Annotated in this window: 13 protein-coding genes; 5 read left to right on the top strand and 8 right to left on the bottom strand. The window is 68.2% G+C overall.

Annotated elements, in window-relative coordinates; all coding sequences use genetic code 11:
* From Q0379_RS05945 to leuB, 5 genes are all read left to right on the top strand, one after another.
* On the top strand, window positions 1–348 hold a 348-nt coding region (locus Q0379_RS05945), incomplete at its 5' end, for a hypothetical protein (protein WP_299005643.1).
* A gap of 59 nt (window positions 349–407) precedes the next feature.
* The gene (gene leuC, locus Q0379_RS05940; RefSeq protein ID WP_299005640.1) at window positions 408–1,862 is read left to right on the top strand and encodes a 3-isopropylmalate dehydratase large subunit; all 1,455 of its coding nucleotides are present in this window, start codon (window positions 408–410) and stop codon (window positions 1,860–1,862) included.
* A complete protein-coding gene (leuD, locus tag Q0379_RS05935) occupies window positions 1,859–2,467 on the top strand; it encodes a 3-isopropylmalate dehydratase small subunit (protein WP_299005637.1) in 609 nt (202 codons plus the stop codon). The genes leuC and leuD overlap by 4 nt, the downstream gene beginning before the upstream one ends.
* 132 nt (window positions 2,468–2,599) lie before the next feature.
* Complete coding sequence (locus Q0379_RS05930) at window positions 2,600–2,902, top strand: putative quinol monooxygenase (protein ID WP_299005634.1); 303 nt, start codon at window positions 2,600–2,602, stop codon at window positions 2,900–2,902.
* Window positions 2,903–2,914: 12 nt separating this feature from the next.
* Window positions 2,915–3,967, top strand: a complete 1,053-nt coding sequence (gene leuB, locus Q0379_RS05925) for a 3-isopropylmalate dehydrogenase (RefSeq protein WP_299005631.1) — start codon at window positions 2,915–2,917, stop codon at window positions 3,965–3,967.
* A gap of 157 nt (window positions 3,968–4,124) precedes the next feature.
* Here the strand turns inward: leuB and dapD are convergent, their stop codons facing one another.
* The 8 genes from dapD to Q0379_RS05885 all read right to left on the bottom strand — a co-directional run.
* The gene (dapD, locus tag Q0379_RS05920) at window positions 4,125–4,970 is read right to left on the bottom strand and encodes a 2,3,4,5-tetrahydropyridine-2,6-dicarboxylate N-succinyltransferase (protein ID WP_299005628.1); all 846 of its coding nucleotides are present in this window, start codon (window positions 4,968–4,970) and stop codon (window positions 4,125–4,127) included.
* Window positions 4,967–5,632 (bottom strand): pyrimidine 5'-nucleotidase, encoded by a 666-nt coding sequence (locus Q0379_RS05915; protein ID WP_299005625.1) that lies wholly within the window; start codon window positions 5,630–5,632, stop codon window positions 4,967–4,969. The genes dapD and Q0379_RS05915 overlap by 4 nt, the downstream gene beginning before the upstream one ends.
* 148 nt (window positions 5,633–5,780) lie before the next feature.
* Window positions 5,781–6,695 (bottom strand): acetylglutamate kinase, encoded by a 915-nt coding sequence (argB, locus tag Q0379_RS05910; protein WP_299005622.1) that lies wholly within the window; start codon window positions 6,693–6,695, stop codon window positions 5,781–5,783.
* A 77-nt stretch (window positions 6,696–6,772) separates the two neighbouring features.
* Window positions 6,773–7,045 carry a SemiSWEET transporter gene (locus Q0379_RS05905; RefSeq protein ID WP_299005619.1) on the bottom strand — a complete coding sequence of 91 codons (273 nt, stop codon included), beginning with the start codon at window positions 7,043–7,045 and terminating at the stop codon, window positions 6,773–6,775.
* Window positions 7,046–7,513, bottom strand: coding sequence for a response regulator (locus Q0379_RS05900; protein WP_299005616.1), 468 nt, complete (start codon window positions 7,511–7,513; stop codon window positions 7,046–7,048).
* Between the two features lie 19 nt (window positions 7,514–7,532).
* The gene (locus tag Q0379_RS05895) at window positions 7,533–8,633 is read right to left on the bottom strand and encodes a PAS domain-containing protein (RefSeq protein WP_299005613.1); all 1,101 of its coding nucleotides are present in this window, start codon (window positions 8,631–8,633) and stop codon (window positions 7,533–7,535) included.
* A gap of 206 nt (window positions 8,634–8,839) precedes the next feature.
* The gene (locus tag Q0379_RS05890) at window positions 8,840–9,877 is read right to left on the bottom strand and encodes a sulfate ABC transporter substrate-binding protein (protein WP_299005611.1); all 1,038 of its coding nucleotides are present in this window, start codon (window positions 9,875–9,877) and stop codon (window positions 8,840–8,842) included.
* A gap of 92 nt (window positions 9,878–9,969) precedes the next feature.
* Window positions 9,970–11,172: porin (locus Q0379_RS05885; protein WP_299005608.1), on the bottom strand; the 1,203-nt coding region annotated here is incomplete at its 5' end.

Below are 11,172 nucleotides of genomic sequence, written 5' to 3'. Positions count from 1 at the left end.
GCCCGCAAGCGCGAGCAGCGCGAGCGCACCGCCGAACGCGAGCGGGTCGCTCGCGTCCACGCCGTGCAGCAAGGCCGACACGAGGCGGCCAGCGGCGAGCGCACCGACACGATCGCCTTCGCCAGCTCGACGACCGCGATCGCCCGCCCCTGCCCGACCGCGCTGCCGACCGGCGTTGGCGGCTGGCTGCGGGTATTCGCCACGCCACTGCTGGACGACCTGCCGGCCGAAGCCCGCGCCACCGTGCGCGAGGCCGCCACCGCGTTGCTGGCCGAGCTGCCGCGCAATGCCGCCGGCCAGCCGCTGGCCGACCATGTGCGGCTGCGCGTGCTCGCCCGCCGCCGCTGAACGGCTCCTTCCCTTTCCTTCCCGATGTCCGCTTCTTCGTACTTCTGCCAGGCAACCGCATGACCCCTGCACCCCGCACCCTGTACGACAAACTGTGGGACGCCCACGTGGTCGTTCCCGAATCCGACAGCGCCCCCGCCGTGCTGTACATCGACCTGCACCTGATCCACGAGGTGACCTCGCCGCAGGCCTTCACCGAGCTGCGCGGGCGTGGCCTCGCACCGCGCCGCCCGGACCGCACCAAGGCGACGATGGACCACTCCACGCCGACCCTGCCGGCCGGTGCCGACGGCAAGCTGCCCTACGCCAGCGCCGCCTCCGAGGCGCAGGTGGCCACCCTGGCGCGCAACTGCGCCGAGCACGGCATCGAACTGTTCGACATGGGCTCGGACAACCGCGGCATCGTCCACGTCATCGCACCGGAACAGGGCTTCACCCAGCCGGGCATGACCATCGTCTGCGGCGACAGCCACACCTCGACCCACGGCGCCTTCGGGGCCCTGGCCCACGGCATCGGCACGTCCGAGGTCGAGCACGTCCTGGCGACCCAGACCCTGCGCCAGAAGAAGGCCAAGAACATGCTGGTCCGCGTCGACGGCCAGCTGGCGCCCGGCGTCACCGGCAAGGACGTCGCCCTGGCCGTGATCGGCGAGATCGGCACCGCCGGCGGCACCGGCTATGTCATCGAGTTCGCCGGCGAGGCCATCCGCGGCCTGTCGATGGAGGGCCGCATGACCCTCTGCAACCTGACCATCGAGGGCGGCGCCAAGGCTGGCCTGGTGGCGCCGGACGAGAAGACCTTCGCCTATATCCAGGGCAAGCCGGCGACGCCGAAGGGCGCGGCCTGGGACATGGCCCTGTCGCACTGGAAGACCTTCTTCACCGACGCGGACGCCGTCTTCGACCGCACGGTCGTGATCGACGGCTCGGCCCTGGTCCCGATGGTCACCTGGGGCACCAGCCCCGAGGACGTCATTCCGGTCACCGGCAAGGTCCCGGATCCGGAAAGCTTCGCCACGCCCGACAAGCGGGCCGCCGCCCACCGCGCGCTGGACTATATGGGCCTGACCGCCGGCCAGCCGATCACCGAAGCCAAGATCGACCGCGTCTTCATCGGCTCGTGCACCAACAGCCGCATCGAGGACATGCGCGCCGCCGCCGCCGTGGTGCAGGAAGCCTTCCTGCACGGTCGCCTCGTGGCGCCGCACGTCAAGGCGATGGTCGTGCCGGGCTCGGGCCTGGTGAAGGAACAGGCGGAAGCCGAAGGCCTGGACGCCATCTTCAAGGCCGCCGGCTTCGACTGGCGCGAGCCGGGCTGCTCGATGTGCCTGGCCATGAACCCCGACAAGCTGCAGCCGGGCGAGCGCTGCGCCTCGACCAGCAACCGCAACTTCGAGGGCCGTCAGGGCCGCGCGGGCCGGACGCATCTCGTCTCGCCGGCCATGGCGGCGGCGGCGGCGATCGCCGGCCACCTCGTCGATGTTCGGACCCTGCTCTCGGAGACCGCCCAATGAAGGCCTTCACCCGCCTTGATGGCCGCGCGGCCCCGCTGGAGCTGGCCAATATCGACACCGACCAGATCATCCCCAAGCAGTTCCTCAAGACCGTGGAGCGCGAGGGCCTGGCGAAGGGCCTGTTCTACGACTTCCGCTTCGACGCCGACGGCGCCGAGATCAAGGAATTCGTGCTGAACAAGCCCGAATACAAGGGCGCCAGCGTCCTGATCGCCGGCGACAACTTCGGCTGCGGCAGCTCGCGCGAGCACGCGCCTTGGGCCCTGATGGACTACGGGATCATGTGCGTGATCTCGACCAGCTTCGCCGACATCTTCTTCAACAACTGCTTCAACAACGGCCTTCTGCCGGTGGTCGTGAAGCCGGAGGAACTGGCGGTCCTGATGGACGAGGCCAAGGGCGGCAACCACATGGTCAGCGTCGACCTGGAGGCCCAGACGGTGGTGTCGCCGTCGGGCAAGACCTTCGCCTTCCAGATCGATCCGGTCCGCAAGGAGAAGATGCTGAAGGGTCTCGACGCCATCGGCGAGACGATGCAGCACGCGACCGACATCGACGTCTTCGAAAGCAAGCGCGCCATCAGCCAGCCCTGGCTGGAGGCTTAAGCCTCCTCTCCCCTCCCCTTGATGGGGAGGGGTAGGGGTGGGGTGGCGCGCGGTTCAACCGCGCCAAGCCCCGACAGGCTGTCACCCCATCCCCAGCCCTTCCCGATCAAGGGGAAGGGGGAGAATGTTGAGATGACCCTGATCCTCGCCGGCACGATCCGCATCGCCCCCGAGCGCCTGGCGGACCTGCGTCCGCATCTCCGCGCCCAGGTCGAAGGCACGCGCGCCGAGCCGGGTTGCCTGGACTACGCCCTGACCGAGGACCCGCTCGACCCTGGCCTGATCCGGGTCTACGAGCACTTCGAAAGTGAAGCGGCCCTGGAGCACCACCGCGCCACGCCGCACATGGCCGCCTGGCGCGCCGCATGCGCCGAGCTTGGCGTGCACGGCCGCGACCTGCAGTCCTTCGACGTTTCCGCCTACCGCAAGATCTGAGAGAGAAGCTTCATGTCCACCCTGCTGCTCCTGCCCGGCGACGGCATCGGCCCGGAAGTCTGCGCCGAGGTGCGCCGCGTGGCGGCCGCCCTCACCCCGGACCTGAAGGTCGAGGAGGCGCCCTATGGCGGCATGAGCTACGACGCCTACGGGACGCCGCTGCTAGACGAGGTGCGCGACCAGGCCATCGCCAGCGACGCGGTGCTGATGGGCGCCGTCGGCGGCCCGAAGTGGGCGGACGCCCCGCGTCACCTGCGCCCCGAGGCGGGCCTCCTGAACCTGCGCAAGGCGATGGACGTCTATGCGAACCTGCGCCCCGCCTATTGCTTCGAGGCCCTGGCCGGCGCCTCCAGCCTGAAGCCGGAGCTGGTCTCGGGCCTGGACATCATGTTCGTTCGCGAACTGGTCGGCGGGGTCTATTTCGGCCAGCCGCGCGGCATCGAGACCCTGCCGGACGGCCAGAAGAAGGGCTTCGACACGGCCGTCTACACGACCAGCGAGATCGAGCGCGTCGGCCGTGTCGCCTTCGAGCTGGCCCGTGGCCGCACCAACAAGGTCCACTCGGCCGAGAAGTCGAACGTCATGGAGTCGGGCCTGCTGTGGAAGCAGGTGATCACCGAGCTGCACGCCCGCGAGTACCCGGACGTTCAGCTCGAGCACATCCTGGCCGACAACTGCGCCATGCAGCTGGTCCGCGCGCCCAAGCAGTTCGACGTGATCGTCACCGACAACCTGTTCGGCGACATCCTGTCGGACGCGGCCGCCATGCTGACCGGCTCCCTGGGCATGCTTCCGTCGGCCGCCATCGGCGATCCGAACAAGCCGGGCCTCTACGAGCCGATCCACGGCTCCGCGCCGGACATCGCCGGCAAGGGCGTGGCTAATCCGCTCGCGGCGATCCTGTCGTTTGAGATGGCCCTGCGCTGGTCGCTGAAGCAGGTCGAGGCCGCCGACGCCTTGCTGGCGGCGGTGAAGGTCGCCCTCGACAGCGGCGCCCGCACCCGCGACCTCGGCGGCTCGCTGACCACCGCCCAGATGGGCGACGCGGTCCTGGCGGCGCTCTGACGAACCTCTTCCCTGGCCTCATCACGATCCTCCCCCGCGACGCGGGGGAGGTGTCGGCGGAGCCGACGGAGGGGGCGAACTGGAGGGCGGCCGAGTTGGCCCCCTCCGGCCCTCTGGGCCACCTCCCCCGTTGCACGGGGGAGGAACCACGCCGAGATCAGTCCCGCAGCAGGTCGTTGATCGACGTCTTCGAGCGCGTCTGCGCGTCGACGGTCTTGACGATCACCGCGCAGTAGAGGCTGGGGCCGCCGTTCGGGTCGGGCAGGCTGCCGGGGACCACGACGCTGTAGGGCGGGACCTTGCCGATATGGACCTGACCGGTCTTGCGGTCGACGATCTTGGTCGAGGCGCTGATGAACACGCCCATCGACAGCACGCTACCTTCGCCGACGACGACGCCCTCGACCACTTCCGAGCGGGCGCCGATGAAGCAGTTGTCCTCGATGATGGTCGGGTTGGCCTGCAGGGGCTCCAGCACGCCGCCGATGCCGACGCCGCCCGACAGGTGGACGTTCTTGCCGATCTGGGCGCACGAGCCGACCGTGACCCAGGTGTCGACCATCGTGCCTTCGTCGACATAGCCGCCGATGTTCACGAACGAAGGCATCAGGATCACGTTCTTGCCGATGTGGGCGCCGCGGCGGACGATGGCGCCGGGCACGGCGCGGAAGCCGCCGGCCTCGAACTGAGGCGCGTCCCAGCCGTCGAACTTGTTCGGCACCTTGTCCCACCAGGGACCGACGCCGCCGCCCAGCGTGCCGGCGCGCATCACGGTGTTGGGGTTCAGGCGGAACGACAGCAGCACGGCCTTCTTCAGCCACTGGTGCGTCACCCACTCGCCGTCGATCTTTTCCGAGACGCGCGCCTTGCCGCTGTCGAGCAGCAGCAGGGCTTCCTCGACGGCGGTGCGGACCGGACCGGTGGTGGCGGCCGAGACGTCGGCGCGGGCTTCCCAGGCGGCTTCGATCTCGGTTTGCAGATCGGCGAGGCTGACGGCGGTCATGCGGGATTTCCTTGCAGGCGGGCCGAGCTCAGGAACTCGGCGAGGTCGGGAGTGCGGAAATGGACGTGTTCCGAGGTCGAGGCGGCCGCGTGCGGGCCGACCAGCACCGTGGTCATGCCCAGACGCGCGGCCGGCACGAGGTTCTTCTCGCTGTCCTCGAAGAAGGCGGTCATCGGCGGATCGATGGCGTGCAGCTTGGTGATCTTGTCGAAGGTCGCTAGCGCCGGCTTGGGCACATAGTCCGCCGTCTCGATCGCGAACACCTCGGAGAACAGGTCTCGGAGTTCGAGGTGCGTCAGCACCCGCTCGGCGTGGCCCAGCGAGCCGTTGGTGAAGATTAGCCGGCGGCCGGGCAGGCGGGCGATCGCCGCGCGCAGGGCCGGGTTCGGCGTTAGCCGATCCAGCTCGACGTCATGCACCTCGTCCAGGAAGCGCTTGGGCTCCAGGCCGTGGTTGATCATCAGCCCGGCCAGGGTTGTGCCGTGCTCGGTGAAGTAGCTGTGCTGCAGGGCCCGGGCCTCGTCGCGCGGCAGACCGGTCTCGCGCTGGACGAAGTCGGTCATCTTGGCCTCGATCAGGCCCATGAACTCGCTTTCCAGCGGGTACAGGGTGTTGTCGAGGTCGAAGAGCCAGGTGTCGACGTGGGTGAGGTCGGCCGACATCAGATCCTCCTCCCACGCAAGGCGGGGGAGGTGGCGCGGCGCGGAAACGCGCCGTGACGGAGGGGGCGCTCAGCGCGGGTTAGCGCCCCCTCCGTCGGCTTCGCCGACACCTCCCCCGTTGTACGGGGGAGGAGGAATGCGGTGACGATCATTTCGAAATCAGCGTGCCCGCGCCGTGCTCGCTGAACAGCTCGACCAGCATGGCGTGAGGACGGCGGCCATCCAGGATGACCACGGCCTCGACGCCCGACTCCACGGCGTGGATGGCGTTCTCGAGCTTGGGGATCATGCCGCCGGTGGCGACGCCCGTCTCGATCAGCGCGCGGGCCTCGTCGATCGTCATCTGGCGGATCAGCTCGCCATTGGCGTCGAGCACGCCCTTGATGTCGGTCAGCATCAGCATCCGCTTGGCCTTCAGCGCGCCCGCCAGGGCGCCGGCCACCGTGTCGGCGTTGATGTTGAAGGTCTCGCCCTCGGTCGAGACGCCGATCGGGGCGATCACCGGGATGTAGTCGGTTTCGGAGGTCAGCAGCGCCTGGATCAGGTGCGGATCGACCTTGGTTGGCTCGCCCACGAAGCCCAGGTCGACGACCTGTTCGATATTGCTGTCCGGGTCCTTCTTGGTCCGGGTCACCTTCTCGGCGGTGATCAGGCGAGCGTCCTTGCCCGACAGGCCCACGCCGCGCACGTCGGCCTCGGCGCCGGCCTGGGTGATCCAGTTGGCGATTTCCTTGTTGATCGCGCCGGACAGGACCATCTCGGCCACTTCCATGGTCGCCGCGTCGGTGACGCGCAGGCCGTCGACGAAGGTCGACTTGACGCCGGCCTTGTCGAGCATGCGGCTGATCTGCGGACCGCCGCCGTGGACGACCACCGGGTGGACGCCCAAGAGCTTCAGCAGCACGGCGTCGGCGGCGAAGACCTTGGCCACCTCTTCCTGGCCCATGGCGTGGCCGCCGTATTTGATCACCACCGTCTCGCGGTCGTAGATCTGGATGTAGGGCAGGGCCTCGGCCAGGGTCTTGGCGGTGGCCCAGCCGGCTTCCTCGGCGACGTCGGTCAAGGCGGCTTGTCCTCGAAGGGAAATTAGGCGCGCCTCGATAGCGGACCCCGCCCCCCCTGTCATCAAAAACGCTGAGTCTAGCTCCGGCGCTCGAACCGCCACTTCATCAGCAGCACCGCGCCGGACATCAGCAGGCAGGCGATGTTGGAGGCGATGACCGGCCAGGCGTGGATCATGATCCCGTAGGCGACCCAGCAGGCGAAGCCGGTGACGGTGACGACATAGGTCCGCAGCGAGACGGCCGAGGCGTCCTTCTCCTTCCAGATCTTAAGAATCTGGGGTGCGAAGCTGGTAATCGACAGCAGGGCCGCGATCGTTCCGACGGTCGCGGCGACAGGCGTGACGGCCATCTAGGCCGTCTGGGCCAGGGTCTGGTCCAGGCCCCAGAGCGCGGCGTAGGCCGGGGCGAGGGTCAGGCCCACCGGCGTCGGGCCCGGCGCGTGGCCTTCCCGCAGGCAGTGGGCCAGATAGGACAGCGCCGTCTTCACGCCATGCTCGGAATAGGGCTTGCCGATCACGCCGCAGGCGCCGGCGAAGTCCTCGGGCAGGCGCTTGACGTTGGCGGTCATGAACAGCGCCACGCCGCCGCAGTCCTGGGAGATCTTGCGCGCGACATCGACGCCGGTCGGGCCATCGCTGAGGTGGACGTCGACCAGGGCCAGATCGGGGTGCAGTTGCTGGGCGAGGGCGACGGCCTCGTCCGAGCTCATGGCGCAGCCGAGCGGACGGCAGCCGACCTCTTCGATCAGATGCTCCAGCTCGATGGCCAGCAGCATCTCATCCTCGACGATCAGAACCTCGAGCGCTCGACCGCTCATACAAGCCTTATCCTTCAACTCAGTGCGCGCCATTCACGGGCAGCAGAACGACCACGCGGGTTCCAGGTTCCGCGTTGGTGGTCTCGCACTTGGCCTTCAGCTGCTGACAAAGCAGTTGAACGATGGTCAGGCCGAAACCCGCAGCCTGCTTGTCAATACCAACGCCGTTGTCGGTGATTTCGATCCGGAAGTCCCCGTTCAGGCGACTGACGCCGACGAAGATCCGGCCGCCGCGTCCCTCCGGAAAGCCGTGCTTCAAGGAGTTGGTCAGCAGCTCGTTGACCACCAGGGCGAGGGGCGCGGCCTTGGCGGCGGGGATGTCGACCCGCTCCAGGTCCAGCCGCATCTCGATATCGTCGCGGCCCGCCGAACCCATCAGGTCGGCGACCATGTCGCGGATGAAGGCCGAGACGTCGAAGCGCTCGACGTCTTCGCTCTGGAACAGCCGCCGGTGCACGGTGGCGATGGCGTTGACTCGGCCCAGCATGCCTTTCAGCGAGGCCTTCAAGGCCGGATCGGGAACCCGGCGGGTCTGCAACAGCAGCAGGCTGGAGATGAGTTGCAGGTTGTTCTTCACGCGGTGGTCGACCTCGTGAAGCAGGGCGGTCTTCTGCTCCAGGGCTTCGGTCAGCTCCCGCGTGCGATCCTCGACGACCTGCTCCAGGCCGTCGCGGTGCTCCAGCACCTTGGCTTCGGCGGTCTTCTTGTCGGTGACGTCCAGCTGCGAGCCGAAGAAGTAGACGATCTCGCCGGCGTCGTTGCGCACGGGCGAGATGTAGAGGGCGTTCCAGAAGGTCGACCCGTCCTTGCGGTAGTTCAGCAGTTCGACCTTGGCGTCCTCGCCGGCGGCGACGGCCCGGCTCAGGGTCTCGATGGCCGCCCGGTCAGTGTCCGGCCCTTGCAGCATGCGGCAGTTGCGGCCGATGATCTCGTCGCGGTCGTAGCCAGTGAGTTTCAGGAAAGCGTCGTTGGCGAAGATGATCGGATTGTCGACCTGGGAAGCATCGGTGACGATCATCGCCATCCGGGTCGCGCGGATCGCCGCCGCGAAAGGGTCGTCGATGCCATGTCCGGCGGCCAGGCGGTCGCCGGCGCGTCGCGATTCCGAATAGTCGTCCATGCCTGCAATCAGCTCCACCGCCCCGTGGACGCTCAACGTACTCGATCGTGTCGAGTTCCAAACATAGGTTCAATCCAAAAGTAACGGCGGGAGTCCGCCAAGGACTCCCGCCGTTGAGCGTGGCGGAGGAGGAAGGCTGTTTCCGCCGCCGCGCCATAAGGAGGTCCGATCGCGCTTCCCGGTGCGGCCAGACCTCGATGAGCGCCCTACTTGGGTTGGTAGATCCTGTCGAAGACGCCGCCGTCGGCGAAGTGCGTGGCCTGGGCCTTCTTCCAGCCGCCAAAGGTGTCGTCGATCGTGACCAGCGGGATCGACTTGAACTTGCTGGCGTACTTGGCCGCCACGGCCGCGTTGCGCGGGCGGTAGTGGTTCTTGCCGATCAGGTCCTGAGCCAGCGGGCTGTAGAGGAAGTTCAGGTACCCTTCGGCCACGGTGCGGGTCTTGCGGCGGTCGACGTTCTTGTCGACCAGGGCGACCGGTGGCTCGGCCAGGATCGAGATCGACGGATAGACGATGTCGAACTTGCCCGGCAGCTCCTCCTGGGCCAGGAACGCCTCGTTCTCCCAGGCCAGCAGCACGTCGCCGATGCCGCGCTGGGTGAAGGTGGTGGTGGCGCCGCGCGCGCCGGTGTCCAGCACCGGCACGTGCTCGAACAGGCTGCGCACATAGGCCTCGGCCTTGGCGGGGTTGCCGCCGGGCTGCTTCAACGCCCAGGCCCAGGCCGCCAGATAGTTCCAGCGCGCGCCGCCCGAGGTCTTGGGGTTGGGGGTGATCACATCGACGCCCGGCTTGATGAGGTCCGGCCAGTCCTTGATCTTCCAAGGGTTGCCCTTGCGGACCAGGAACACGATCGTCGAGGTGTAGGGCGTGGAGTTCTGCGGCAGCCGCGACTGCCAGTTGGCGGGCAGCAGCTTGGCCTTGGCCGCGATCTCGTCGATGTCGTAGGCCAGGGCGAGCGTGACGATGTCCGCCTGCAGGCCGTCGATCACCGAGCGGGCCTGCTTGCCCGAGCCGCCGTGGCTCTGGTTGATCGTCAGGGTCTGGCCGACCTTGTCCTTCCAGTACCTGGCGTAGGCGGCGTTGATGTCCTTGTAGAGCTCGCGCGTCGGGTCGTAGCTGACGTTCAGCAGGGTGACAGGCTTGGCCTGAGCATGGGCCAGCCCTCCCGCCATCAAGGTCGCGGCCCCTGCGCCCGCGCCGGCCATCAAGCCGCGTCGGGTGGGAGCTTTGCGGGTGTCGCTCATGGGCGCGATCCTTTCTTTGGACGTGGACGACGTGAGGTGAGGGGGCCGCCCGCTCGGGGCCCTTCGCCTTGCGGCGCGGGCGGCCTGTTAAGCTAGAACGCGAACTGGCTGCGGAAGTTGATCGCCTGGTAGCTCTGGCTCAGCGGCAGCAGGCCGCCGGCCGGATCCTTGCGATCGATGTCGACATCCAGGTAGTCGAGCGAGAACTTGGTCACCGAATTGGGGAACCAGTTCAGGCCGGCTGTCCAGATGGTCTGCTCGCCGCCGCGCACGCGGTCGGCGGCCAGCGCCGCGTCCTCGTGGTGGTTGAGGTCGAGCAAGGAGTAGCGCGCGGCCAGCTCCCAGGCGCCCCACTTGCCCTTCTTCGGGTCAAACGGGTTGGTGATCGCCGGGGCGTCGAAGGCGAAGTTGGCGGCGTTGTACTTGCGGGCCTCGCCGGTCAGCACCCAACCGCCCTCCACGTACCAGCCCTTGAACTTGGGATCGCTCACCCCGGCCGCCGGATTGCGACGGTCGATCTTGTAGTCGAAATACTCGCCCTGGATCAGGAGGTTGGCCTTCTGGGCCGCCAGTTCCAGGCCGTAGTGGCGCGCGCCCTTGGCGTCGATGGCGCCCGTGCCGATCAACTGCTGGCCGTCGACGCGAAGCTCGGGACGGTCCTGGATATTGATCGGATAGGCGCCGCTGAGGGCGGTGGTCTGGGCGGGCGTGGCGACGACGCTGGCGTTGACGCCCACATGGACCAGCCAGTCCTGACCCTTGAAGGGCGTACCGGCCAGACGCGCCAGATAGCCGAGTTGCTCGTCGAAGGTCTGGCCGTCGCCCGCCTTGGCCCCGGTCACGGCGCCGGACAGGATCCAGCGTTCGCCGGCGGTCTGGGCCTGCAGGGCGATGCGGCGGTCGGCACCGGCCAGGCCGCGGGCGGCCTCGGCGGCCGAGGGGCGTTCGGGGAACAGCGAGCCGTTGGTCGAGGCGGCGTCCTCGAGACCGAGGTTCGGGGCGAACGCGCCGACGCGGACCTTGAACGGGGCGTAGTTGTACTGGAGGTAGATCTCTTGCAGCACGCCCGAGCCGTCGGTCCCGGCGCCGCCGAAGTCCAGCAGGACCGAGTAGTCGAAGTTCTTGGCGAACTTGCCGTCGACGCCCAGGCGGGCGCGGCGGAAGTTCGTGCCGTTGTTCAGGTCGCGGCCGTTGCCGATCACCGCCGGCAGGCCCTTGTCCTGGAAGTAGTGGGCGGTGTCGAGCTGCATCACGCCGTGGATGGTGGCGCTGTAGGCGCCGTCGCCGGACGCTAT

The sequence above is a fragment of the uncultured Caulobacter sp. genome (assembly GCF_937900395.1).
Taxonomy (GTDB): domain Bacteria; phylum Pseudomonadota; class Alphaproteobacteria; order Caulobacterales; family Caulobacteraceae; genus Caulobacter.
Note: the sequence above shows the minus strand (reverse complement) of the source record. Positions and strands in the feature narration are given on the sequence as shown.